The organism is Aphanizomenon flos-aquae FACHB-1287 (genome assembly GCF_014698755.1).
In the GTDB taxonomy this organism is placed as follows: Bacteria; Cyanobacteriota; Cyanobacteriia; order Cyanobacteriales; family Nostocaceae; genus Dolichospermum; species Dolichospermum flosaquae.
In genome coordinates this window covers 52,364-78,350 of the sequence record NZ_JACJTO010000007.1, presented here as the reverse complement: position 1 = coordinate 78,350, position 25,987 = coordinate 52,364, and the positions used below count along the sequence as shown (strand labels likewise).

At 35.9% G+C, this 25,987-nt stretch carries 26 protein-coding genes and 1 pseudogene; 14 read left to right on the top strand and 13 right to left on the bottom strand.

The genetic code is table 11. From position 1 onward, the window contains the following. Positions 1-2 precede the first annotated feature (2 nt). Positions 3-1,265, top strand: coding sequence for a DNA-processing protein DprA (locus H6G44_RS05320; RefSeq protein ID WP_242031699.1), 1,263 nt, complete (start codon positions 3-5; stop codon positions 1,263-1,265). A gap of 132 nt (positions 1,266-1,397) precedes the next feature. Here the strand turns inward: H6G44_RS05320 and H6G44_RS05315 are convergent, their stop codons facing one another. The 5 genes from H6G44_RS05315 to H6G44_RS05295 form a co-directional block, all read right to left on the bottom strand. After that, on the bottom strand, positions 1,398-2,039 hold the full coding sequence (locus tag H6G44_RS05315; protein ID WP_190386264.1) for a hypothetical protein: 642 nt from the start codon (positions 2,037-2,039) through the stop codon (positions 1,398-1,400). 125 nt (positions 2,040-2,164) lie between these two features. After that, positions 2,165-2,494 (bottom strand): MgPME-cyclase complex family protein, encoded by a 330-nt coding sequence (locus H6G44_RS05310; protein ID WP_190386265.1) that lies wholly within the window; start codon positions 2,492-2,494, stop codon positions 2,165-2,167. A gap of 151 nt (positions 2,495-2,645) precedes the next feature. Next, positions 2,646-3,365 (bottom strand): ester cyclase, encoded by a 720-nt coding sequence (locus H6G44_RS05305; protein WP_190595359.1) that lies wholly within the window; start codon positions 3,363-3,365, stop codon positions 2,646-2,648. A gap of 82 nt (positions 3,366-3,447) precedes the next feature. After that, positions 3,448-4,170, bottom strand: coding sequence for a pyridoxine 5'-phosphate synthase (locus H6G44_RS05300; RefSeq protein WP_190386267.1), 723 nt, complete (start codon positions 4,168-4,170; stop codon positions 3,448-3,450). Positions 4,171-4,493: 323 nt separating this feature from the next. Continuing rightward, positions 4,494-6,026 carry a YifB family Mg chelatase-like AAA ATPase gene (locus H6G44_RS05295; protein ID WP_190386268.1) on the bottom strand — a complete coding sequence of 511 codons (1,533 nt, stop codon included), beginning with the start codon at positions 6,024-6,026 and terminating at the stop codon, positions 4,494-4,496. 482 nt (positions 6,027-6,508) lie between these two features. On the opposite strand from H6G44_RS05295, the gene H6G44_RS05290 reads away from it, so the two are divergent. The 3 genes from H6G44_RS05290 to H6G44_RS05280 all read left to right on the top strand — a co-directional run bounded on the left by H6G44_RS05290 (position 6,509) and on the right by H6G44_RS05280 (position 7,724). Beyond that, on the top strand, positions 6,509-6,778 hold the full coding sequence (locus H6G44_RS05290; RefSeq protein ID WP_190386269.1) for a hypothetical protein: 270 nt from the start codon (positions 6,509-6,511) through the stop codon (positions 6,776-6,778). Between the two features lie 70 nt (positions 6,779-6,848). Beyond that, positions 6,849-7,106, top strand: coding sequence for a hypothetical protein (locus H6G44_RS05285; RefSeq protein ID WP_190386270.1), 258 nt, complete (start codon positions 6,849-6,851; stop codon positions 7,104-7,106). 465 nt (positions 7,107-7,571) lie between these two features. After that, complete coding sequence (locus H6G44_RS05280) at positions 7,572-7,724, top strand: hypothetical protein (protein ID WP_190588818.1); 153 nt, start codon at positions 7,572-7,574, stop codon at positions 7,722-7,724. Positions 7,725-7,737: 13 nt separating this feature from the next. Here H6G44_RS05280 and uvrB read toward each other — a convergent pair whose 3' ends face one another. Together uvrB and H6G44_RS20800 are read right to left on the bottom strand one after the other, a co-directional pair. Next, complete coding sequence (uvrB, locus tag H6G44_RS05275; RefSeq protein ID WP_311138782.1) at positions 7,738-9,735, bottom strand: excinuclease ABC subunit UvrB; 1,998 nt, start codon at positions 9,733-9,735, stop codon at positions 7,738-7,740. 153 nt (positions 9,736-9,888) lie between these two features. Next, positions 9,889-10,017: pseudogene (locus H6G44_RS20800) on the bottom strand (IS982 family transposase); the annotation flags it as partial. Positions 10,018-10,181: 164 nt separating this feature from the next. Between H6G44_RS20800 and H6G44_RS05270 the strand changes: the two are divergent. From H6G44_RS05270 to H6G44_RS05255, 4 genes are all read left to right on the top strand, one after another. Continuing rightward, positions 10,182-10,637: a helix-turn-helix domain-containing protein gene (locus tag H6G44_RS05270; RefSeq protein ID WP_190386273.1), complete on the top strand. Its 456-nt coding sequence runs from the start codon at positions 10,182-10,184 to the stop codon at positions 10,635-10,637. A gap of 307 nt (positions 10,638-10,944) precedes the next feature. Beyond that, positions 10,945-11,238: an HU family DNA-binding protein gene (locus tag H6G44_RS05265; RefSeq protein WP_190386274.1), complete on the top strand. Its 294-nt coding sequence runs from the start codon at positions 10,945-10,947 to the stop codon at positions 11,236-11,238. 26 nt (positions 11,239-11,264) lie between these two features. Beyond that, complete coding sequence (gene cobD / locus H6G44_RS05260; protein ID WP_190386275.1) at positions 11,265-12,350, top strand: threonine-phosphate decarboxylase CobD; 1,086 nt, start codon at positions 11,265-11,267, stop codon at positions 12,348-12,350. Positions 12,351-12,515: 165 nt separating this feature from the next. Then, the gene (locus H6G44_RS05255; RefSeq protein WP_190386276.1) at positions 12,516-13,973 is read left to right on the top strand and encodes a dihydrolipoyl dehydrogenase family protein; all 1,458 of its coding nucleotides are present in this window, start codon (positions 12,516-12,518) and stop codon (positions 13,971-13,973) included. Between the two features lie 84 nt (positions 13,974-14,057). Here the strand turns inward: H6G44_RS05255 and H6G44_RS05250 are convergent, their stop codons facing one another. Both H6G44_RS05250 and H6G44_RS05245 read right to left on the bottom strand, forming a co-directional pair. Next, positions 14,058-15,758, bottom strand: coding sequence for a DUF3685 domain-containing protein (locus H6G44_RS05250; protein ID WP_190386277.1), 1,701 nt, complete (start codon positions 15,756-15,758; stop codon positions 14,058-14,060). Between the two features lie 53 nt (positions 15,759-15,811). After that, complete coding sequence (locus H6G44_RS05245) at positions 15,812-16,258, bottom strand: Fur family transcriptional regulator (RefSeq protein ID WP_190386278.1); 447 nt, start codon at positions 16,256-16,258, stop codon at positions 15,812-15,814. A 224-nt stretch (positions 16,259-16,482) separates the two neighbouring features. Between H6G44_RS05245 and H6G44_RS05240 the strand changes: the two genes are divergently transcribed. Beyond that, positions 16,483-16,971, top strand: coding sequence for a CRR6 family NdhI maturation factor (locus tag H6G44_RS05240; protein ID WP_190386279.1), 489 nt, complete (start codon positions 16,483-16,485; stop codon positions 16,969-16,971). Positions 16,972-17,096: 125 nt separating this feature from the next. Here H6G44_RS05240 and H6G44_RS05235 read toward each other — a convergent pair whose 3' ends face one another. Then, positions 17,097-18,038: a glycosyltransferase family 9 protein gene (locus tag H6G44_RS05235; protein ID WP_190386280.1), complete on the bottom strand. Its 942-nt coding sequence runs from the start codon at positions 18,036-18,038 to the stop codon at positions 17,097-17,099. Between the two features lie 180 nt (positions 18,039-18,218). Here H6G44_RS05235 and ispD point away from each other — a divergent pair, with 180 nt between their 5' ends. From ispD to H6G44_RS05220, 3 genes are all read left to right on the top strand, one after another. Beyond that, a complete protein-coding gene (gene ispD, locus H6G44_RS05230) occupies positions 18,219-18,899 on the top strand; it encodes a 2-C-methyl-D-erythritol 4-phosphate cytidylyltransferase (RefSeq protein WP_190386281.1) in 681 nt (226 codons plus the stop codon). 63 nt (positions 18,900-18,962) lie between these two features. Next, on the top strand, positions 18,963-19,502 hold the full coding sequence (scpB, locus tag H6G44_RS05225) for an SMC-Scp complex subunit ScpB (RefSeq protein WP_190386282.1): 540 nt from the start codon (positions 18,963-18,965) through the stop codon (positions 19,500-19,502). A gap of 103 nt (positions 19,503-19,605) precedes the next feature. Further along, positions 19,606-19,950 (top strand): DUF760 domain-containing protein, encoded by a 345-nt coding sequence (locus H6G44_RS05220; protein ID WP_190386283.1) that lies wholly within the window; start codon positions 19,606-19,608, stop codon positions 19,948-19,950. Between the two features lie 184 nt (positions 19,951-20,134). Here H6G44_RS05220 and dacB read toward each other — a convergent pair whose 3' ends face one another. The 3 genes from dacB to rplI form a co-directional block, all read right to left on the bottom strand. Next, positions 20,135-21,604, bottom strand: coding sequence for a D-alanyl-D-alanine carboxypeptidase/D-alanyl-D-alanine endopeptidase (dacB, locus tag H6G44_RS05215; protein WP_190386284.1), 1,470 nt, complete (start codon positions 21,602-21,604; stop codon positions 20,135-20,137). 5 nt (positions 21,605-21,609) lie between these two features. Then, positions 21,610-22,968 (bottom strand): replicative DNA helicase, encoded by a 1,359-nt coding sequence (dnaB, locus tag H6G44_RS05210; protein WP_190386285.1) that lies wholly within the window; start codon positions 22,966-22,968, stop codon positions 21,610-21,612. Positions 22,969-23,059: 91 nt separating this feature from the next. Beyond that, the gene (gene rplI / locus H6G44_RS05205) at positions 23,060-23,518 is read right to left on the bottom strand and encodes a 50S ribosomal protein L9 (protein ID WP_190386286.1); all 459 of its coding nucleotides are present in this window, start codon (positions 23,516-23,518) and stop codon (positions 23,060-23,062) included. A gap of 353 nt (positions 23,519-23,871) precedes the next feature. On the opposite strand from rplI, the gene ubiE reads away from it, so the two are divergent. Together ubiE and H6G44_RS05195 are read left to right on the top strand one after the other, a co-directional pair. Then, positions 23,872-24,561 (top strand): bifunctional demethylmenaquinone methyltransferase/2-methoxy-6-polyprenyl-1,4-benzoquinol methylase UbiE, encoded by a 690-nt coding sequence (gene ubiE / locus H6G44_RS05200; protein ID WP_190386287.1) that lies wholly within the window; start codon positions 23,872-23,874, stop codon positions 24,559-24,561. 176 nt (positions 24,562-24,737) lie between these two features. Beyond that, positions 24,738-25,976, top strand: a complete 1,239-nt coding sequence (locus tag H6G44_RS05195) for a DUF445 domain-containing protein (RefSeq protein ID WP_190386288.1) — start codon at positions 24,738-24,740, stop codon at positions 25,974-25,976. Positions 25,977-25,987: the final 11 nt, after the last annotated feature.

The window sequence follows — 25,987 nt, the reverse complement described above, 5'->3', positions numbered from 1 at the left end:
TTATGTTTAATACTTTGTCAAATCATATTCTACCACCAGATACTCAAGCAATTTTGCTATTGTGCGCTAGTTTTGGTCAAAATCGCCAAACTGAACCGTTACCTCTAACTCTAAGTGAATATAACTTGTTAACAGAATGGTTGCTAGAAAATCAAATGCGTCCAGGAGATTTACTGGAAACAACAGCCATAGAAAAAATACAAAAAATAACCATTAATAAACTTAACCCTGATAGGCTTATAGCTTTATTAGAACGTGGTTTAATGTTAAGTTTGGCAGTAGAAAAATGGACAAGTCAAGGTTTATGGATATTAGGACGTAGTGACCCTAAATATCCTCAACGTTTCAAACAAATATTAAAACATTCAGCACCAGCTATTATTTATGGGGTGGGAAATGTAGAATTATTATCTTTAGGAGGATTAGCAATTGTAGGTTCTCGTGATGTAGATGAGGAGATGATTCAATACACACAAAGAGTAGCAAAAACTTGTTCTCAACAAAATATACAAGTTATTTCTGGAGGTGCAAGGGGTATAGATCAAGAATCAATGTTAGGTATTTTAAATAATAGAGGAACTTGTGTTGGTGTATTAGCTGATAGCTTAACTAAAGCAGCAGTAAATAGTAAATATCGCTCTGGTATTAGAGAAGGTAGATTAACTTTAATTTCCAGTTATGATCCTGATGCTGGATTTAATACAGGTAATGCAATGGGAAGGAATAAATATATTTATAGTTTAGCCGATTATGCTTTAGTTGTTAAGTCTGATTTAGAAAAAGGTGGGACTTGGAATGGTGCTGTAGAAGCATTATCTAAAATCAAAGAAATTCCTGTATTTGTCAACATGATATATCCAATTGCAGCAGGAAATCAAGAATTATACAATCGAGGTGCAAAACAGTTTCCTTTAGAATTTGATAATGGTAATTTGCAGGAAATGTTAGTAAAAACTATAGGTGATTTTGAAAGTATAAAAAAAGAAGTAATTACAACACAGCCAGAATATAATGATAATACTATTTCACAAAGTTTAACCACTATTCCTAAAGATATTTATAATGTTGTTTTACCTGTAATTCTCAGTCATTTACAGCAACCAAAGGATGCAAAATCACTTGCGGACTCTCTACAAGTGAGAAAAGTACAAATGGATGATTGGTTAACAAGAGCTATAAATGAAGGTAAAGTAATAAAAACAAAAATAGAAAAGCGAGTTGCTTATGTGGTTAATCAAGCGGATACACAACTTTCTTTGTTGTAATATTAGCACCCCAGATTTCTCACAAGTGAGAAAAAACAATTGACTGTCATATTCTCATTCTTTAAGAGAAATCCAGGTATCTAGTTTCGGTCACTGATTAAAAAACAACTGACAACTGACAACTGACAACTATCAACGCACAATTGAGCGCAGCAAAACCACTTTCCGACCGTCTGCTAAAACGGCTACAAATCCACTGTTGCTGAGTTTTTGTAATGTATTATACGCTTGCTGTTGATTATTAGTATAAACTGCTAGTAAATAAGGGCGTTGTCCATAGGATACAAAACCTACATTACCTCCCACAGCCTTTTGCAGACGACTAACCATTTCTGGACGATTAAAATAATCTATGAGAATTGCATAACCTTCCCCTAATATTTTCGGATTATAGCTGATTTTTGAATTGTCTCCGTTTGATGTTGGTTGTGGGGGTTGTTCTGTCGCACGAGTGGTAATAATAGGAGATAACCCAACTATATTTTGAATATACCTTCCCCAGCGACTGGCATCATCAACATTTTTAAACCCACCAGTTCGCGTCACTATCTGGTTGTTATATTTGCAAATAACAGGTTTAAATTCAGTAGGTAATGCACTACGCAGTTGCTTTTGATTTTCAGTTGTGGGACTTACTATTAATAATAGATATTCCCCTATATTTGGTGGTTGACAATTAGTAAGATTTTGTTGAGCAATAACAGGATTAATATTGCTAATTAAAGGGGTAACTGTCAATAATAAAACACTTGATAAAGTTTGTAATTTGTGCATAAATTGATAATTGGAGAAAAAGTGAAATTCTGATATATTATCTAGTTAGTTGTCAGCGGTCAGTTGTCAGTTGTTATTCCCTATTCCCTATTCCCTATTCCCTATTCCCTATTCCCTGTTCCCTATTAAGAAACCTTGCTAAGAGATGCTAATGGATTAGGTATAATATTAGAAGGGGCTGAAAATTCTCCAGTAATGACATACTCTAACCGTAATCTTAGCCAGGTAATAAATTGAGCATTAGTAGAAATAATTGCTGCTGCTGGTTGTGGACATTTATTTTTAATATCTTTCATTTCTGGTGCTTCTAAAAAAGCGGGTTGCTTGACTAACCAAAAATCAATTTCTTTTTCTTGTTCATGATAGTTACGAGTCCGTTCCTTGAGAACTTCTTCTATTGGTTCTTCTTCCATAAGAAAGTGTTGACTGGCCAAAACGTAATAATATTTTTCCATTTTCTGTGTTTGCTGATTAATCTATAATTTTATGCTAGGGTGGTAATATCCCCGACTTCTGTATTAATTCATAATTTATTTATTGACATCATGAAAAAAAAGAAATCGGGAATTTGATTATGGTACAGTATTGGCGCTGTACTCGGAACAATTAACTTTTCTTTAACCCCTGAAACCAAGAAGCAAAAGGACAACCACTACCTTTATTTTCACTATTTTCTATTTTGCCACCTGCTGTCAACTTTTCCAAGAACAGGGCATTATCAAAATAGTGTTCTAAGGAAACAATTTTTAAATCATCGGTAACATGGGCAACACTCATACCGATCATTTCCACTGTTTCCCCCGTTGGTGCATAATCTTTATATTCACCCTGAAAATGTCCCCAATGTCGCCATTTGAATGTAACATGGGGTGGACTTGAATAAACCGCTAATACTTCCCAGGGAAATCCTTGGGGAAAGGTACTATGAAAGATATCATGGGATGACTCAAAACTTTCTTCTGAAGCTTTATAATGTTCAGAATCAGCCATAAATAAATTATAAGTACCTTTCGCGCCTAATTCAGCAGCGGTATATTCTTGTCCTCCATTGCTACTCACCCGGAATTTATCATTAACGACTGATAACCACTGTTGGGGGTTGGTTTTCCATGATACTTCCATTTCAAAGGTTCTAACTAGGTTTTCGACAATTGCCTCTAGTGTACCTTCTAAATGATGGTGAATACTCTCTTTATCTAGATTTTGCTGAGAACGGGTATAGTCAGGTGGCTTTTGATAGCGCCATTGAGCGTCTGTACTGGCTGCAATTACTTTAGCTCTATCCTGTACCCATAGGGGTAAGTCATTTGACTGTGTAGGAGTCATAAAAGTTTCAAGTTTGACTTTAATTTAATTTACAGGATTTCGCAGCTAATACCCTCCAGTAAAAGATAAGAATTTTACCCAATTACCAATTACCTCCCATTGCTGCTTTCATTTCTCGAACTGCTCTTTCTATCCCTACTAAAGCGGCTCGACTAATGATAGTATGACCGATATTGAGTTCTTCCATGCCTGGAATTGCAGCTATGGGGTAAACGTTCCAGTACGTGAGTCCATGACCAGCATTCACCCTTAAACCCGCTTTAATGGCTTGTTCACAGCCTTGGTTTAATAAAGCTAGTTCCCGCTGACGAGTTGTTTCGTCTTTGGCTTCTGCATATTGTCCTGTATGCAGTTCAATAAATTTGGCTTTTACCTTGACAGATGCCTCAATTTGTGGTAAATCGGCATCAATGAACAAACTTACGGGAATGCCGACATTTTGCAGTTTATCAACTATTGCTCCTATTCTAGCAGTTTGTCCGACAATATCTAAACCACCTTCTGTGGTCACTTCTTCCCGCTTTTCCGGTACTAAGGTGACATAATCAGGTTTAATATCTAGAGCTATGGCTAACATTTCCTCAGTGGCAGCCATTTCTAAGTTTAAATGGGTTCTGACGGTTTGCCGCAATAGTCGCACGTCTCTATCTTGAATATGTCTTCTATCTTCACGCAAATGGGCGGTAATGCCATCTGCACCTGCTAATTCTGCTAGTAATGCTGCTGCAATGGGATTTGGTTCTACTGTGCGTCGAGCTTGACGAATAGTAGCGATATGATCAATATTTACACCGAGTGTAGGCACGCTTGATTTCTCCTGTTTAATAATTCCCCAATGTTGATTTTAGCGGAAATTAAGGGGATAAATCCGGTTGTCTCTTTTTGTTTCGAGGTGCTTTCGACAGGTAGTAGAACATCAGATTATTTGTACATATTTGTAGGGGTAATTCACGAATTGCTGTATCTATGAGAAATATTTTCAAATCTCTGTAACATTATCTCATATATATTCCAGTTAATCCGATTCATCAGTAGAATTTGGTTAGAATCAACATTATTTAATATTGATCCTGATAATTTGCCTATAAATTAGATAGGAATAATGTAGAAATATAGAACATTTTTACATTATTGCATTCTATCAATTGTCCGATATTGAATTGCTTCAGCTACATGGTGGGGTTTGAGATTTTCATCTCCTGCTAAATCGGCTATAGTTCGTGCTACTTTAAGAATGCGATCGCTTGCTCTTGCTGATAATCCTAATTTCCTAATTGCTGCTTCTAATAGATTCCGACTAGGATCATCTAATTTACACCATTTTTGTAAATGACGACTTTGCATTTGAGCATTACATTGTAAATTTCCTTCTCCCTGAAACCGAATTAAAGAACTTTCTCTGGCTTTTTCCACTCGTTCTGCTACAGATTTTGATGGTTCTCCCGTTGGTTGTTGGGTAATTTCCTCTGGTTTCAACCTATTTACCGCGACTTGTAAATCAATTCTATCCATTAATGGTCCAGACAATTTTGCCCAATATTGTTCCCGTTGTCGAGGTGAACAAGTACAAGCTTGAATTGTATCACCATAGTAACCACAAGGACAGGGATTTGTACTGGCTACCAAAGTAAATTGTGCCGGAAAAGTCACAGATTGTTTAGTGCGAGAAATTGTCACAAAACCATCTTCCAAAGGTTGACGTAAAAACTCTAAAACATCTCTTTTAAATTCCGTTAATTCATCAAGAAAAAGTACACCTCTGTGAGATAAAGAAATTTCCCCAGGACGGGGAAAAGTACCACCACCAACTAAAGATGGACCAGAGGCCGAATGGTGGGGACTGCGAAAAGGTCGTTCGCGCACCAAAGAACCGCGATTTTTTAACAGTCCTGCTACAGAATAAATCCGTGTTACTTCCAAAGATTCAGAAAAACTTAAAGGTGGTAAAATCCCAGATAACCGTCTTGCTAACATTGTTTTTCCGCTTCCTGGTGGTCCAACAAAAATTAAATTATGTCCCCCCGCAGCCGCAATTTCTAAAGCCCTTCTCGCGTGAGCTTGTCCCTTAACATCTTGTAAATCTGCTAAATTTAAAGATGTTGTCTGGGAAGTTTCAATGGTTTGATTTAAGCGGACAGGTTGGTATTTTTGAGGATTATTTAATAAGTCCACTACATCAGCAATATCTTTACAACCATAAACTGCTAAACCTTCAACTACAGCAGCTTCTTGGGCATTATCAACAGGAACAACTAAACCCGTAATTCCCATTTTTTTAGCAGTTGCTGCAATAGGTAAAACACCAGCAACTGGACGCAAACTACCATCTAAAGAAACTTCACCTAAAAATAAAAAATCTCCCAATAAATCCGCATTAACTTGTTCAGAAGCCGTTAAAATTCCCACACTAATTGGTAAATCAAAAGCAGGTCCTTCCTTGCGTAAATCTGCGGGAGTGAGATTAATGACAATTTTCCGGAGGGGAAAGGCAAAACCCGCATTTTTTAAAGTTGCTTTTACCCTTTCTTTAGATTCTTGAATTGCAGAATCTGGTAAGCCTAAAATTACAATTCCCGGTAAACCACCGGAAATATCAACTTCTACTCCCACTTTTACAGCGTCAATTCCGACAATAGATGCACTCCAAATTCTAGCCAGCATTTTTTATATATTAATGAACATTGAGAATATCAAAGCAGATTTTTGGGTGCATTAACAATGAGTAAAATCACCCAAAAAGATATTTAATATCATAATAGCAGCTAAAGATGCAGGTGATCCATGTTTCAAGTATTAAACTTCGCATAATTCATGGTACTGTACCCTGCTACTTACAGAGAGAGAATTGATTACTAACGAACTGGAATACATCAAGCTCAATTAATTAGCGAAGATTACAAACAGCAAAAATATCGTTTAGGAGAATTTATGAAATTTCTTCTTGATCATTTTTGACTTTCGGAAGATATTTATGTATAGCTATTTTTTTTACAAATCATTTATAATTGTTACATTATCAAAGACAAAAAACATAAATTTATGTCTAAAAAAAAAGACTTTGATATGCAACTTTTGGATTATCAAGATACAAATAATGTAAAAATGTAATAGTTAACTTAATTCAAGATTCAGAGGATAATACAATGAATCACATAGTAATTTATGATTTGTATCCTATGGTTTTAGGAACTTATATTGATAACTTAGAGCCGAAAGAACTAAGTATTATATTAGGAGGGACATTTTGGGGACTTTATCCCAACTTAGGCTTGAATCCAGGTGTTTATATAACCACAATTTATGATGGAGTCAATACCATATCCAAAACTTATGAAGGAGCAGGTAATTTTCATGATAATAAATTCAATACTATAGATTATGCTCGAACAGTTAATGCTTGGGTAAACCGTTAATTGTTCAGATTCAAGGGCGATTTTGTCAAACTTAGCAGAACTCTTCACTATTTGACGAGGAAATAAGATCATGGCTACAATCGTAATTTCTGACTTACAGGAAAAGACATTTTTGTATGACTTAAATTCAGAGCAAACACAGAAGCTATTAGGTACTGGGATTATACCTTTACCTTTACCTTTCTTGGGTGGACGAGATGTTGCTTTAACGACTGTTTATGATGGTATAAATAATTTAGAAACAGCATATCGTGGTCCATTCAGTTTCTACGATAATAAGATCTTTACTCTTGATCTAGCTAGAAGTGCTGTCTATTTAGTACTCTGAATATTTACCTTTATTTTTTGGGGGTTGTTTTTTGTCTTCTTTACACCCCCTTAATACTTGCTTAGAAAGAAGTAAAAACTTCCTCTTTTTTGCTATGACTGTGACTCTAAAAAAATCAATCAAAAGATAAATGGGGATTTTTGTGTTTATATATGAAAAAAGATTCGCGTTGTAATATTGGTGCTTCCTCGTTACCAGAAAACATCCCCTCCACCTCTCCTCCTCTGCGTCCTCTGCGCCTCTGTGGTTCGTTAAAAAAATATTTACACAAATCACAAATACCATACAAGTGTGTGAACAGAAAAAAACGTAGAAATATATTCTAATGCTTTTGATTACAGTCAATCTAAAATAGGTGTTTATAGCTGCGGTCAGCACTATCCTGAATATGGTACTATTCAGTATTCAATATTTTCTTTGTAGATACTAACATTTGGTTTTGGGATTGATGGTTATGATTTGCTGGTGCTCGAAGCTATTAGCATAGCAGGAGCAGGAACAGTTAAGATTATTACTGATGATATGGATTATAGTGTTGTTCCCGGTATTCAGGTTTTTACTAGCAACAACTATGTAATTCAAGATGCTGCTATTCAAAAGAAGTTAGTAGTGCGCTAATTGTAAATTTAGTTTATCTACCTAACATTTTATCTCGTAAATGCTTAATGCGATCGCGTAATTTTCCAGCTTCTTCAAATTCCATCTTTTTCGCTGCTTCTTTCATCTGTTTTTCTAATAAGATAATTAACTCTGGAATATCTTCCAACGATAATTCATCTAAATGTTCATCAACAAATTTTAAATCAGTAGTATTTAATCGTCTGGAAGCATCTAAAAATGATAAAATCGAATTACTCTGTTTTTTAATAATCTGCTGCGGTGTAATTCCATGTAGTTTATTATAAGCCGTTTGGATGCCTCTTCTTCTATCAGTTTCATCAATGGCTTTAATCATACTACCTGTTAATTTATCAGCATATAAAATAGCTTTTCCTTTAATGTGACGGGCTGCGCGTCCGATAGTTTGAATTAAGGAACGTTCAGTTCTCAAAAAACCCTCCTTATCTGCGTCCATAATTGCAACTAAAGAAACTTCTGGTAAATCTAAACCCTCTCGTAATAAGTTTACACCCACTAAAACATCAAAAACACCATTTCGCAAATCCTGTAGAATTTCTATGCGTTGAATAGAATTAATTTCTGAATGCAAATATCTGATTTTAATTCCCCTTTCTTCCAAATATTCCGTTAAATCTTCCGCCATACGTTTAGTTAATGTAGTAATTAAAGTTCTTTCTTGACGGTCAACGCGGTCTTTTATTTCTCCTAATAAATCATCAATTTGTCCTTCCGTGGGACGCACAAATATTTCGGGGTCAATTACTCCCGTCGGTCTAATTACTTGTTCAATAATATTCTCTTCCGAAATTTCTAATTCCCAATTTCCTGGAGTCGCAGAAACGAAAATACATTGATTGACTTTTTGCCAAAATTCTTCGGCTTTTAAGGGACGATTATCCGCCGCACTAGGAAGCCGAAAACCATGATCTATTAATACTTTTTTTCTCGCTTGGTCTCCATTATACATTCCGCGAATTTGGGGAACAGTAACATGAGATTCATCTATTACTAATAACCAATCTTTGGGAAAATAATCAATTAAACATTCCGGTGGTTCTCCTGCTTGTCTTCCAGCTAAATGACGAGAATAATTTTCTACGCCGTTACAATATCCCACTTCTCGTAACATTTCCAAATCATAACGGGTACGTTGGTCAATGCGTTGGGCTTCCACTAATTTCCCAGTTTCTTCTAATATTAATTGTTGCTGTTTTAATTCTGTAGCTATATCTTCACAAGCTATTTCTACTCTTTCTTTCGGGGTGACAAAATGACGTGCTGGGTAGATATTTACTGCTTCTAAACTGTGGAGAATTTCACCACTAACAGGATCTACATATCTAATTGCATCAATTTCATCACCAAAAAATTCCACTCTAATAATTCTATCTTCATAAGCAGGAGAAATTTCTAAAACATCACCCCGAACTCGAAATTTTCCCCTCCCCATTTCGATATCATTGCGAGTATATTGAACTGCTGTTAAATCTCGTAAAACTTGACGCGGATCAATTTCCATTCCCAATTGTAACCTAATGGCAGCTTTTAAATATTCTGCCGGCATTCCTAAACCATAAATACAACTAATTGAAGCCACAACAATTACATCTTTGCGTTCAAATAAAGAACGGGTAGCGGAATGTCGTAACATATCTATTTCTTCATTAATTGCTGATGTTTTTTCTATATAAGTATCAGTAACAGGTAGATATGCTTCGGGTTGATAGTAATCGTAATAACTGACAAAATACTCAACTGCATTATCAGGAAAAAACTCCCGCAGTTCATTACATAACTGGGCTGCTAATGTTTTATTATGTGCTAATACTAGAGTAGGTTTATTGACTTTAGCAATAACTGCGGCTATAGAAAATGTTTTACCGGTTCCTGTCGCACCCAGTAATGTTTGATAATGATTTCCTTTTTGAATACTAGCAGAAAGTTGAGCGATCGCTTGTGGTTGATCACCGGTCGGGACAAAGGGCGCTTGGAGATTAAAATCCATTATCTAGGTTCATCGTTACACCTAGCAATTCTACACAATTTCTGAGTTTTACGTCGGGGTAGACGTTTCAAATTACATCCGGTATTTTGTACCTCATTAAATACACTTACAACCCGCTCTTGGAGGCTGTTTAATAAACCTTTGCTACTAATAAAGTAACATTTGACTATCTGTGAATTTTGGTAGGGAATCTGACAATAAAGTTACATAAAAATAGCCTTATTGCTGATACCAATCATCTACTAACATAAAAATTGTTATTAACAGGCTCGAACCGTCTATCATATTCATGGGAATACCTCAAACTCCGGTGTCATTACCTTTATTTTGAAGTTTACCCTTCTTTTTTGCTACTCCAAATCACATAAGGCGTTATATACTTTAATTGCCAGTATACAGTCGTAAACAGATATTAGTATACCAAATACATTCATCAGAGTCAAAGGTTTATGGGATGTCGACTAAGAATTTTTTTAACTAATGAAGAAAAATTAACACTAGAAGAGTTGAGAAAAGCCAAGGACGCTCCTCAACGCACTAAAGATCGTGCTCAAGTTTTACTATTGAATGATCGGGGGTTAAAAAATGAGGAAATTGCTCAAGGTTTAAACTGGGCAATTTCTACAGTCCGTCAAACCTTACATCGTTGGCAAAAAATGGGTTTAACAGGATTATGGGATGCTCCAGGTCGAGGGGGAAAACCCCGTTATTCAGAAGATGATTTAGAATATCTAGAAAACTGTCTATTTGAAGGGTCTCAGACTTATAACTCCAAACAACTAGCTAAAAAACTAGCATCTGACCGACAAGTTTACTTGAGTGCTGACCGACTGCGTAGAGTCCTGAAAGCTAGAAAAAAGGACATGACCCAGGAAACCCGAACTAATGGAACAAAGAAAAACTGACAACAGACCACCGACAAGAGTCCACTAAGTATTTATTTCTAAAAATAGGATCTTTTGAATACAGAAAAGAGGCGGAAAAGATAAAAAAACCCTGAAATCTATATAAATTAATAGTTTCATCTATCCACTTAGGGCTACAACACCTTAGAATGATTCTTTGAAAAGTCGAGTCAATGAGATTTACGGCGATTTTGAGTGTAAATGCTCTCAAGGAACGATTTTTGTATTTCTACGAACAGAGATTTACGTAGAGATGCTTTGATAGTGCATCTTTAAATAATCTCTGATAAAACTTTAGGAGTTTGACATGAACAAGGGCGAATTAGTTGATGCAGTGGCTGAAAAGGCTAACGTTACCAAGAAACAGGCTGACCAAGTTTTGAGCGCTGCCATAGAAACCATTGTTGAAGCGGTTTCTTCCGGTGATAAAGTAACATTGGTGGGCTTTGGTTCTTTTGAATCACGGGAACGCAAAGCCCGTGAAGGACGCAACCCCAAAACCAACGAAAAAATGGAAATTCCTGCTACTAGAGTTCCGGCTTTCTCGGCTGGGAAGCAGTTCAGAGAAAGAGTAGCACCTCCAAAAGAGCCAAAAGAGTAAATTCAGTTATAGGAAAGATATTTTTGATGCCACAACAAGCGCACGGGGGAAATTTAGCTTGGGCAGCAGCACTGGCTGGTTGTTCCCCTGATGCTATTGTGGATTTTTCTGCCAGTATCAGCCCCTTGGGACCACCAAACAGCGTTATCGCCGCGATTGTCTCCCAACTGCATAATCTCAGAAATTATCCTGACCCAGAGTATATTGATCTCAGACTAGCTCTGAGTCATTTTCACCAATTACTCCCGGCATGGATTTTGCCAGGTAATGGTTCGGCAGAATTATTAACTCTGGTGGGTAGAGAATTGGCGCAATTAGGGGGAACAGTTTTACTAACTCCAGCCTTTGGCGACTATTACCGCTCTCTTGCGGTTGATAACGCTAGGGTTCTGGAGTTTCCTGTGGATTTAGGCACAGGAAAACCGAATATTTCCCTATTTCCAGATTCTAGGCTTGATACTTCAAAATTTGGCCTACTCCTGAATAATCCACACAACCCAACGGGAAAATTATTTTCACGGGCATCTGTTTTACCGTATTTACAAAAGTTTGCTTTGGTGGTGATAGATGAAGCGTTTATGGATTTTTTGCCCCCGGAAGAGGAACAAAGCCTAATTGGGTTGGTGCAAGAATATGAGAATTTAGTGATTTTAAGATCGCTCACCAAATTTTACAGTCTACCAGGGTTAAGATTAGGATATGCTATCGCCCACCCCGACCGATTGGCAAAATGGAAATCATGGCGAGATCCCTGGCCTGTCAATACTTTAGCCGCAGCCGCTGCCATTGCTGCTCTCCAAGATACAGAATTTCAAACTCGCAGTTGGAAATGGCTACCAGCCGCTAGAAAAGAACTATTTCAATGTATATCGTCAATTCCTGGTTTAACCCCCCTAGAAGGCTCTGTTAACTACCTATTGGTAGAGTCTCAACAATCTACTTCTCGGTTACAAAGAATTTTACTTCAGGAACACCAAATTTTAATTCGTGATTGTTTAAGCTTTAAAGAATTAGGCGATCGTTATTTTCGCGTTGCGGTCCGTACTGAATCTGATCATCAACGTCTATTAACTGCTCTTAGTTCAGTATTGGTAAATTACGAGACAACCTAATTTAATTTAAAATACAGCACTTCCTGGTGTTATGAGGTACATATCTAGCGGGCAAGATGCCCGCACCACAAGAGTTTGATGATTCAACTTTATACCTCATAAGAGCAGAAACCACTGTAACAACTGACCACTGACAACTGACCACGAACCACTGACAACTGACTAATGACCAATATTGATTACGATCTCGTTATTATTGGTGGCAGTATTGCCGGATACCAAGCCGCTTTAACCGCTACTCGGCTACACGCTAAGGTTGCCTTAATTGTCAGTGAGGATTTTTCTCATCAATATGATTTAAATTATCAATATACACTAAGTGAAATTAGTCAAATTACTCAAAAATATTCTAATTTAGCAAATCTAGGAATTCACCAAATAAATATTAAATTAAATACAGCAGATCTTAACTGGAAAAAAGGATTATTCTATGCAGGTGCGGTGTCAAAAAATCTTGATACAATCAATTCTCTTCATCATTTAGCTGCTCAAGGAGTTGATATTATTATTGGTAATAGTCAATTTCAATCTTCTCCTAAATTAAGTTTAACAATTAATGAAAGACGGCTATATAGTCGTACTTATTTACTTGCTAATGGTTCTCGTCCCCTTATTCCCAACATTACAGGATTAGATAATATTGAATATTTGACTTTAGCTAATATTTGGAAATATTTAGAAAAAACTACCTTACCAGAAAATTGGGTAATTTTGGGTGGTGTTCCTCAAAGTATAGAAATCGCCCAAATATTAGCCAGATTTGGTTGTCAAGTTACCTTAATAGTTAAATATTCTACCATTTTACCTGATCTTGATGTAGAAATAGCCCAATTACTAACAGCACAATTAGAAGTTGATGGTGTGCGTATTTTAACACAAACTCAAGTCACACAAGTACGACAAATAGACAATAAAAAATGGGTACAAGCTGGAAATCAAGCTATTGAAACCGATGAAATTTTCATTGCTACTGGACAACAGCCAAATTTAGAATATCTGAATTTACCAGCAGTGGGAGTAAAATATCATCAACAGCGCTTAGTTGTCAATCAAAAATTACAAACTACAAATCATCGCATTTACGCTTGTGGTGATGTGCTAGGAGGTTATAATATTCAGAATATTGGTAATTATGAAGCTAATATTGCTGTAGAAAATGCCCTATTTTTTCCTAGACTGAAAGTTAATTATCAATCTGTTCCTTGGGGAATATCTTCTCGACCAATGGTAGCACAAATTGGTTTAACAGAAATCAAAGCCAAAAAACGATATTCTCAAAATCAAGTTTTAGTTTTCAAGCAATATTTTAAAACAGCTACAGCCGCACAAATCCAAGGACAAATTACAGGTATTTGTAAATTAATAGTTTTAGAAAATGGAACAATTCTAGGATGTTCTATATTAGGAATAGAAGCAGGGGAATTAATAAATATAATTGGTTTAGCAATATCACAAAATATTAAAGTTCATCATTTAGCAAAATTATCTCCTATTTATCCCAGTTTATCGGAAATTCTCCAAGAAACAGCCGGAGAATGGTATAGACACAAAATTAATAAAAGTCGTGTTTTCCAAGAATTGTTACTCAGTTTCTTTAATTATCGTCGTGATTGGAATTTATAACCTTTCCCTCTCTAGTGAGATACAAAATTAACTCTCCTAAAGTTCATGGGAGGGTTGTATTTCTTGAGCTTGGGAATTGCTATATCAATTCTTCCGTTGTCCCTTGTCCGTGAAAGAAACACTACCAATTCCTTGTAAAATCCCCCTCCCAACCAAACCTAGACCCCGGCCAATTACCTGGGTAAGAACAAAAACAATTCCTGTTCCTAAAAACCCTACTAATGATTGTATACGCGGGGAAATAGCATCTCGAAATTCTAGTATTAATGTTACTCCTAGAGGAATACCAGAAAGTTGGAATAATTCTTGGTTGCGAGGTGCGTAAATAGAAATTTTAGTAATCCCACGAGGTGCGAAAATAAATAACTCATAACGACTTTCAAAAATTGTTTGCGCTTCAGTTACATATTGACGTAATTGGTATTTCCAAGATAAGTTATTTCTAAATTTCTCAATTTCTCTAGTAGAGATCATTTGTCGATGATAAAAATTTTGTTTAATGCTTTCCTCGTCTGCTAAATTATTTAGTAATGGTTGAATTACAGCATTAGCCATATCAATCAATAAATTTTCTAAAATTAATAATGCTTGAGATTCAGATTCTTTAGTTCCTACTGGATAGGAAATATTATCAATATATAAATCTGTTAGTAATAGTAAATGAGACAATAATTCAAATAACAACGGAACTTTATTGATGATTTCTGTTTGTAAATCTGTGGTTTTATCTAATAAAAATTTAACTAAACTGATTTCTTGTTTATCTAAAATAATCCGAGAATAATTACCAAAAAACTCCGTAATAGTAAATTGCCATAAATCTAGTAAAATCTGACTTTGTAAATTGAATAACTGATTTTTATCAAAATTGAAAGCGCGGATTTCTTCCAACTGCTGAAAAAATTTCCGCAGAATAATATAAAGTAACTCTCGCTTTTTATTTTCTTGCAAAATATCAATTTCTAAAGGTGTATTAGTCAAATTATCTAAAGGAAATTGTAGTTTATTTAAACATAAAATCAATAATTCTGATTGCAATTGTTGAGAACTAACTAAAGGAGATTTATTTATTAATGGTTGTGTATCTGATTTGATAATAGCCTGATTGGGAGAAGTATTTACGGATGATAATTTATTTTCTGGTGATGGTTTTTGTCTTTCTTTCGGTAGTGTTAATAGGTGATTAACAATCCAACGAGATGCTAAAAGTTCCCGTCGTTGTCCGGCTAAAATTGCTTTACTCAATAGGGTTATTCCCGGTAATTGTAATTGTTTTGTGACTTGATAAAGAGCCTGATCAATATCATTAATACCTGAAATTTGTAAATTATTTCGCAACTTAAAAAACGGTAAAGAAGCATTGACAATTACCAAATCTGTAACCCAATAATAACCACCATTAGCTACTTCTTGAAGAATGGGGACTAATTCAGAAATTGATATACCTTTAGAACAATAACCATTTATTCCTGCTGCTTTTGCAGCTATGAGCAGTTCCGGTTGAGATTTGGAACTCAAAAGTAATATAGGTATGTGGGGATATAAAGCTTTTAATTGTCCACAGAATTTTAATCCCAGTTGCTCATAATCCAATTCTAAGATAATTAATTGAATTGGCTGATCATTTCCTACCACCATTTCCCCTAAAACCTGTAAAGCAGCGGTTGCTGTGGGCACGTCTGCTATTACCTGTAAATTAGGAATAGCTTCCAGGGTTACTTTCAGTCCCAACCGAAAAATTGGATCTGGATCAATTAATAAAAATTGTAAAAGGCGATCGCTCATTTTTACAAGAGAGTTAATTCCTAATTTTTTAGGTTATTTTTAATTTTGCAGTCTTAATCACTTGGTTTATGACGATAACCATAAAAATTAATACTATATTCAGAAATCTTTATCCCCGTTTGCGCTTCCACTTGACGCAACAAATCCTCAGGTAATTCTATATGCACATCTAAAATTTGATTTGTATCTATACAGTTAACATGACTATGGGAATCACTATTATTTCCGTATAATCGTCCATCACCATGTTCAATACACTCAATAATACTTTGACTAGATAAAGCTTCTAAATTTTGATAAACTGAAGTATGTCCAATCACTTTTCCTTTCTGATTAAGACGATCATAAATCTCTCTAGCAGAAAGATGTTCCTTTACTTGCCAAAGCAACTCCAAAACAAAGCGCCGCTGACGACTGACACGCATTCCTAAATTTTGACACCTATCTAAAGCATCTTGTAAGGAACGAATAGGCTTACTATAACTCGCTTGCTTGTACATATTTCGGTTTATGAATTTCAGGAATCAGTGACAAATCAAATCAAAATATCCTTACCGTAAAACTTGCTGCTCTTCAAATTCAAGAAAATTTTTATATCTCCCATGCTTATAACAAAGTCATTACAACTTTATCTTAAAATTCTTGTAAATATCTACCTAAAGAGTTTAAAAAACTGCTACTGTTAATTCTCAACACTGTTGAGTAAGTAAGCAGCCAATAGTCCATGACAATCACAATCACCCTCAACAACGACTTTATTTATAGTTTAGATATATCACCAGCCTTAATGGTGATTGAACCACTGCTACAAGAAGGAAGCATTTCCTCCCATGAACAGCAACTGCGACTAGAAATTAATTATGAACGGGAAGCAAATGACCCACGAGAACTATCGGAAATTCCAGAAGTAAGACTCTGGTTCATACGTCTTGATAGTAAATATCCCTGGTTGCCTTTTTTACTAGACTGGAAAGCGGGAGAATTAGCTCGGTACGCAGCTATGTTAATACCTCATCAGTTTAGTTCTAAAGAAGGTGTCCAATATAATCCCGAAGCCTTAGAAATATTTTTGATGCATAAGATCTTTATTTTAAGTGATTGGTTGCAAAAACAAAATATTGCTAGTCCCTCTAGACTCAAATCCCTAGCCCAAATTATGGGTTATGAATTAGATGATGCTTTCTTTGACATGATTGAAAAAAGCAATTCTTAAAGGGAATAGGGAACAAAAAGATCATACTTTTAAAAGTGAAATTACTGACTTTTTATTCCTGAATTATACTGGATGATTTTGGATTTTGAATCTAAAATCTAAAATCCAAAATCTACAATTGATACTCAGCCTCCCCAGATTTTTTCTAATACTGTTTGTGGTGAAATATCTGCTACCTTTCCAGTATTTGAAGTAATAGTTAAGACTTTATCACTTGTCGGTAATAACTTTTCTGCCTCCGTACAATTTAGGAGAGCAATAGTATATGTTTCTACAGCTATACTCAATTGAAGGAGGCTATTTTCCACAGACAACATTAAACTAGCACCACCAATCATGGCAGTTAATTTGCCAATATCGTCGGGGGAAGTAACCTTAATATTGTGACAATGCTCTAAAAGCGATCTTACTAAAGGCTCATTTTTGGCTTCTTTAATGACAACAACAGGTAAATCTGGTTGTTTTTCTTGACAAGCAACAATGATTTGTTGCCAACTTTCTCCGGGATAGGTTGTATCTAAAGTAATTCCACCAGCATTAATGAGAATAAAACCTGTTTCATTCACTCCTAAGCGTTTCTGTTCTCCTCGCGCCCATTCAAGATCTATTTTAGGCACATTAACTGATAATGCTGGACAAGGAGTATCAATTTTTAAAGGTTTGAGTAAGTCATGGTACATTTTCGCTACATATTCAGATAGCTTAGGCGTAATGGGGTTAGTGAGAAAAACTGCACCTTGTCCTTGATAGCCAATGCGTGTAGGGATTCCTGTTAACCAGATCAATAAGCCTATTAACCAACTTTGTCCGACAACAATAGCAATATCATACTCACGATCTCGGATCATGCCAACTAAGTTACTCCAATCAGCTAAACTATTACGATCTTTGTAATCAAAGGTTAATACATCATGAACTGACTTGCTGACTCGGTAAGCAGCCTTTGACCGAGGTTCTACAATCACATCTATCTGCGCGTGGGGGTAATAACGCTTCAGATCATCAAGGGTGGCAAAAAAAAGAATTTGGTTATCAATTGAACCAGGTACAAGGGCGACTACATACATAATATTTATTAACGCTATTAACGCTTATTGTTTTATATTTTAGGAGAATATAGGTATTGAAAATTAGGAGTTAGGAGGTAGGGGTGCAAGTCTGGCCAAAATCTAAAAATTAGCCGTTTTTTGTGTACAGTTCTGCTGATAGGCATTTTAAATTTATTTATTTGAAGATTAAGGAAAGTTGTGTATTTACTAATTCCCGCGGCCGGAAGTGGCAAGAGAATGGGTGCTGACCGTAATAAACTTCTATTACAGATACGCTCAAAACCTTTGATTGCTTGGACTTTGTTAGCAGCAGAAGCCGCAAGTTCTATTAGTTGGATAGGAATTGTTTCTCAACCTCCTGATTGGGACGATTTTAAGTCCATTATCGCTGACTTAAGGCTGAAAAAAACAATAGAATTAATTTCTGGTGGTTCTACTCGTCAAGAATCAGTTTACAATGGTTTACAAGCATTGCCAAGTCATGCGAAACGGGTATTAATTCATGATGGTGCTCGTTGTTTGGCAACACCAAATTTATTAAATGCTTGTTCGGAAGCAATTATTGATTGTTTTGGCTTAATTGCGGCTGTACCTGTTAAAGATACTATTAAAGTGGTTAAGGACAACGGCGTAATTAAAAACACACCAGATCGTCAACAACTTTGGGCTGCTCAAACTCCCCAAGGGTTCGATGTCAAATTGTTGAAACAGTGTCATGATGAAGGTATCCGTCAAGGTTGGGAAGTAACTGATGATGCGGCTTTATTTGAAAAATGTGGTATTGAAGTACGAATAGTTCCAGGAGAAGAAACTAATTTGAAAATTACCACTCCTCAGGATTTAGCAATGGCAGAATTTATACTTAGTTCTAGGGAATAGTAGGGATCAGAAAGTAGGGGAGAATTGTTTTCTCAATAACCAAACTCAAGTTTAAACTTTTGAATGCTCAAGAATATACCCATAGCAGCGAAAATAGAAGCGATTCTTTACTTAAAGGGGAAGCCTTTATCTATCAGCGAGATTGCTGAATATGCGAAGTGCGATCGCTTAATAGCAGAAGAGGGAATTATCGAACTAATGGAAAATTATGCCCGTCGAGATACTGCTTTAGAGGTCATAGAAACTGAACATGGTTATAGTTTACAACTACGCTCAGATTTTCATGATTTAGTTCAAGCTCTGATACCTGTAGAATTTGGTGTAGGTGCTTTACGGACATTAGCAGCGATCGCCCTTCATAACCCTATATTACAAAGCGAATTGATTAATCTACGAGGCTCTGGTGCTTATCAGCACGTTCAAGAATTAGTAGAATCCGGTTTTATCCGCAAACGCCGGGAGGGTGATTCTCGTTCATTTACCCTGCAAATCACACCAAAATTTCATCAGTATTTTCAAATTGAAGAACTTCCGCAAATTCTGACAACTCCTGAAAAAGAACAACAACCAGAAGTGGAGTTAGAAAAAACAATTAAAAATTAAAAAACTATTATTCCTTGCCTTTTGCCTATTTCTCGTAGAAAATACGCTAGTCTAGTAATATGGTTTAAAGTAGAACTAGCAGTTAAATTCATATAAATTGCCAATGGTGTTTGATCCTGACTTTTTAGATGACGACTCTGAGCAACACCCTAATCAACTTCTGAATGATCATCTTGGGGAAAACCCAAATCAATTACTTAAATATTTACAGCATCAATCTCCTGAAGTTTTAGCCCGTGTCGCCCAAGCTGTCAGCCCCGAAATTAAGCAAATCATTTCCCAAAATGTCCAAGGACTAGTGGGGGTGATACCGACGGAACATTTTAATGTACAAATTACAACAGACAGAGATAATCTGGCGGGATTATTAGCATCCGCAATGATGACGGGTTATTTTCTCCGACAAATGGAACAGAGGATGCAATTGGAACATTTATCCAATCAGTAGTTAATCTACAGGTGTGATTAATCATGCCTGTAGGTTCATAGAGTTGTCAATGGTCAGTTGTCAGTTGTCAGTTGTCAATTGTCAGTTGTCAGTTGTCAGTTGTCAGTTGTCAGTTGTCAGTTGTCAGTTGTCAGTTGTCAGTTGTCAATTGTCAGTTGTCTATATTTCTATATTACTTATTATTTTAACATCGCTTCAACTGCGCTAATAAAACTACAATTTCATCTATTGCTGTTCTCATAACTTTACCAGGTTGTGTAGATTGGTTTACCATAATACTAAAAACCAACGGCTCATAATTAGGTGCATTTATATATCCAGACAAAGCAGAAATTCCTGTCATTGAACCTGTTTTTCCTTGCACAATTCCCGCAGCAGCAGTATTAATAAACCGATTTTTTAGACTACCTTTCATACCAGAAATAGGTAAAGAAGCCCGAAAAACTTCTGCTTGGGGTGATTTAGCAATTCCTTGTAAAAGTTGTACCAATGTGGCTGGAGTCATTAAATTTTTCCGGGATAAACCAGAACCATCTACAATTATATAACCTTCTGGTTCAACTCCTAATTGAGTCAAAGTTTCTCTGATAATTTCTAAGCCAATAACAGCGGTATTTTGATTTTTTTCTCCTGGTTTTTTAATAGCTAAACTCCTGAGCAAAGTCTCAGCATACAAATTATTACTATTTACATTTGTCTCTATCAATAGTTCCGATAAAGGTGGAGATTCTATTGCGGCTATTTCTTTTTCTTGTTTATTTTGACTAAGATTATTATTTCTAGTTTCTTTAACAGTGATTCCCTCTCTATCTAAATTCTGACGAAATTGGCTGATAAAATTGGCAATTGGATCAAATACAGCTAAACCTATAATTTCTGGTTGAGAATTTACAGCTAATTGTCCTTTAATTCGCAGAGTTTGTCCTTTTAAGTCACGATTTACTTCTACAAAACCGGGTTCATTTGTTTGAGTTGTGACAGAATTATTTGTAATTTTCCACCGATATGCTTCTGTTGGTTCGGTCCATTTTAGTTGTAATGGTTTACCGATAGTTTGGGGGGAAAAAGTTAGTATAGTAGCATTTTCATTGAGAATAAAACTGTGAATAGGTGCACCATAATCAGCTTGTATATCTTCCCATTCCCAACTGGAATTAACTACCTCACCTTGAAAATAACTATCATCAAAAATTAACTGATTAATTTGTCTAATTCCTTGTTGATATAGTTGTTTTGCTAATATTGTTAATTGGGAATTTTTAAAACTAGGATCTCCCCTACCTACTACACGCAAAACACCATTACCTTCATCATAAATAGAGGTACGAATCCGAAAATCTGCCCCTAATTGTTGTAATGCTGCTGCTGTTGTAAATAGCTTCATGTTAGAAGCGGGAATAAAATATTTTTGGCTATCTTGACTATAAAGAATATTTTCTGATGATAATAGTTTAACTAAAATACCCCAACGCCCTCGACTAAATTGGGGACGATTAATAATATTATTAATAGCTGCTGGTAATTGAGCGGGACAAACTTGTTTGGTAGTAGTAATTTCGGGAGTAACTGTTTGTGCTTTAGCTATTTCTTGAATACTACCAATATTAATAGAGATAAATAGTAAAATCAAGCGGAAATAATTTTTATTGAACATATTACTTACCAATTATTGTTTGGTTTAGCGAGATTTTTGAATTTTGTAAATTGTGGATCAAATAATAGTTTAATTGTTCCTGTTGGTCCATTGCGATGTTTAGCGATTATTACTTCTGCAATTCCTCTATCTGGAGTATCTGGTGAATAATATTCATCACGATATAACATCATAACTATATCCGCATCTTGTTCGATTGAACCTGATTCTCTCAAATCAGATAACATTGGGCGTTTATTAGTTCTTGCTTCCACACCACGACTTAACTGTGATAACGCAATTATTGGTACAGATAATTCTCTTGCTAAACCTTTTAAAGAACGGGTAATTCTCGATAATTCTTGCACACGATTATCACTACTACCTTCCATTAATTGCAAGTAATCAATTACTATTAATCCTAAGTTTTTACTTTGTTCGGCTTGCAGTCGTCGCGCTTGACTTCGCATTTGTGTGACTGTAATATTTGACGTATCATCAATAAAAATAGGGGTTTCTGAAAGCCTATTAATAGCGCGAAGTAATGGGTCCCATTGAGTTTGACTAATGCGACCACTTCTTAAATAACTACTTTCAATTCCGGCTTCACTCGCTAATAGTCTTTGTACTAGCTGTTCTTTAGACATTTCTAAACTAAAAACCGCAACTGGTAATTGATAGCCCGCTGCAATATTATGAGCTAGATTTAAGCAAAACGCCGTCTTGCCCATTGACGGTCTGCCAGCGATGATAATTAAATCAGAACGCTGAAAACCGCTGGTCATAGCATCTAAATCGTAAAAACCACAGGGTATTCCCGGTAATGCGATACCTTGATGACGAGTTTCTATGTCTTCATAAGTATTAGTTAAGGTGTCACCAATATGAACTAATCCTGATTGGGTTTTTTGTTGAGTGACGTTAAAAACTTTTTGTTCAGCATTGTCCAGAACTATTGGTAATTCCGTTTCTGTTTCAAAACCAAGATGGACAATTTCATTACCTGCTTTAATTAATTGTCGTCGCAGGTATTTTTCCATCACTAACCCTGCCAAGGCATCAATATTTACCGCTGAAACCGTGCGTTCTACTAATGTTGCTAATTTATTTCTACCACCAATTTGCGTTAATTGATCATTATCCGTCAACCAACTAGTAATGGAAAGTAAATCAGTCGGTTTTTGCTGGATATGCAGACGGAGGGCAGCTTGATAGATAGTTGTATGGGCACTAATATAAAAAGCTTCGGGAACTAGGCGATCGCTGACTCGACCAATTGCCTCTGGATCTAGTAGAATACCTCCTAAAATCGCTTCTTCTGCCTCGATGTTTTGAGGTGGTAGACGATTACTACCATCACTTTGAAAACTTAGTCCTTCAGCCATAAAATTAGAAATCGTGGTGCTTTTGGATTTTACCTAATTATCCAATTGATAACCACAGATATACCATCTGTGGTGATTAATTAAGTCACCGTTAGTTAGAGACGACTTCAATATTAATGACTGCTGTTACTTCAGCATGGAGTTTAATTTCAGCTTTGTAAGTACCCAATTTGCCAATATCGGGAATGGTGATTCCACGACGATCTATTTCTAGACTAGCTGCGGCTTGAATTGCATCTGCGACATCTTGGGTCGTAACAGTACCGAAAATAGCTTCATTTTCACCAACTTGCTTGGCAATTTTTAAACCAGCAATATTTTCTAAAGCTGTTTTCTGCTCTGTTGCTTGTTGTTTAAGCTCTAATTGTCTTTGATATTCCTTCTCCCGTCGTCGTTCTACTTGTTTGAGTAGACCAGGTGTAGCACGAGCAGCTAAACTTTGGGGAATCAGGTAATTACGAGCATAACCGGGGGCTACTTCTACTAGGTCGCCGAGTTTTCCTAGCTTGTTCACATCTTTTGTTAAAACTAATTGCACACGTTTCGCCATTTTTTTTCGCTTTTCTTTGTAAAATCTTAGTTATTGGGGTGTCACAGGGTGGCTCATAAAAGTGTAGCTTGATCCTCAGCGACTTTGAACATACCCACAGCCTTGATATTGTAGCGAAATTTGGGGAGCGATCGCAATACCAAATCCCAGAAATTTGCAACCAGTAATTATAAGTGTCCATTCATACATTTGAAAAATATATGTGTCTTTATATCTTGGGTTTATAGGAAAGTTGCTGCTGATAGCATAGCCGATTCAAGGAAAACTGATCAATTTATGTCAAAATTATGATTTAACCTGCCAATAAATTTTAATAGCTAGTACAGACTAATTTATTCCCTATTCCCTAAAAAATGAGTAACGAAGTTCGCACTATATTTAACCGTATTGCTCCTGTTTATGACCAACTCAATGACCGCTTAAGTTTAGGACAACATCGAATTTGGAAAGAAATGACAGTCAAATGGAGTGGGGTCAAACTTGGTGATACTAGCTTAGATTTATGCTGCGGTAGTGGTGATTTAACTTTTCGGTTAGCACGTCATGTAGGAATGACAGGGCAAATTTATGGGGTTGATTTTTCAGCCAACTTATTGGATACTGCTCAAGAACGCTGCAAAAATCACCATCCCCAACCGCCTATTAGCTGGATAGAAGCAGATGTACTAAATTTACCCTTTGATGATAATTATTTTGATGCAGCGACTATGGGCTATGGATTAAGAAATGTTAAAGATATTCCTCGTAGTCTGCAAGAAATACACCGTGTTCTCAAACCAGGAGCAAAAGCTGCAATTTTGGACTTTCATCGTCCTAGTAATCAACAGTTCCGCGCTGTGCAACAATGGTATTTAGATAATCTTGTAGTTCCCATCGCTACCAATCTAGGCTTAAAAGATGAATATGCTTATATTAGCCCTAGTTTAGACCGTTTTCCCAGTGGGAAGGAGCAAATAGAGTTAGCGTGTCAAGCTGGTTTTGTGGATGTTACACACTATCCCATTGCTAACGATATGATGGGAGTATTAGTAGTAATTAGGTGATTAGTAATTGTCTTTCACTATGAATATCAGCGGATATTTAACCGAAAGTCGGAACAGTGATTAGTGATTTCAACGAGGATATAAACAAAATAAAAATTTTTTTGATATCCCTGATTTCACCCATGACAATTACGAATTACGAATTACAAATTACCCATTAACCAATCCAAAAGCCTGTGGATTTGTCTCGAATTTTATTATATATATCACCTCCAATTCTAGGTGGATTAATTGGCTATTACACAAACGATATAGCCATAAAAATGTTATTTCGTCCCTACAAAGTTCTTTATATTTTTGGACGAAAAGTACCGTTTACTCCTGGTTTAATTCCTAGTAATCAGGAACGGTTAGGACAGAATATTGCTAATGCGATTATGAAATCGTTACTGACTCCAGAAGAAATGCAAAATCTGGCGCGGAAACTCCTACAACCTGAACGAATGCAAGGAGGAATTTTCTGGTTATTACGTCTAGTAGTTGATCAAGTCAAAGGTGATAAAAACCCTCGTAGCACTAAAATTTTGGCAGGGATTTTGCGGGATTTATTAGGTGAGTCCTTACCCCGTCTCTTGAAAGTTTTAGCGCGACAGGAGACATTTTTAGAAACACAAATTAATCAAATATTTGATCAGATATTGCTAGAGTTTCAACTAACTCAAGAACAATCTAATCGGTTAGCTGATTGGTTATTAGAGGCAATTTTACCTCCAGATAAATTACGACAAATTATAATTGATTTTCTAACAGATCGGACAATTCAAACTATTGATGAAAGCTTTCGAGAAAAAACCAGTGGTACTTATTGGGTAGTTGCAAATTTGTTTGGTTTAAAGAATACTCTAACTCGGTTGCGGACATTTTGTCTAGATGAAAAAGAAGCAAGTAATCAAAGATTACAAGAGTTAATTAAAGAACTAAAAATGCGCGATCGCTTGAAAGAATTATTACAAAATTTATCTTTGCAAAATCTCCCAGTTGGTACTGTGCGTCAACTGCGAAAAACTATTAGAGATAGTGTGCGTCAATATCTACAAAATAGTGGTAGTAGTTTGCTCAAAGAATTAACAAAATCTGCTGATTGGGAAAGAATTTCCATTGTATTACTAAATCGGTTAAGTAGTTCAACTGTGGTTAATACTTCCTTAGAAGTTGTTGCGCGGGATTTAGCATTAATTTTAGAGAAGTATTTAGAAAAAGATTTAGAAATGATTGTCGCTCAAGCAATTCCAATTTTATCTATAGATCAAGTGATTGTAGAACGAGTAAAAGCCACTTCCCCCGCTGAATTAGAAGCAGCAATTGAGGGAATTGTCAAAAATGAATTACAAGCAATTGTTACTTTAGGTGGTGTTTTAGGGTTTGTAGTTGGGTTATTACAAGTAGGATTTTTATTCTTGAGTCAATCCATGTAAAAAGAAAGCAA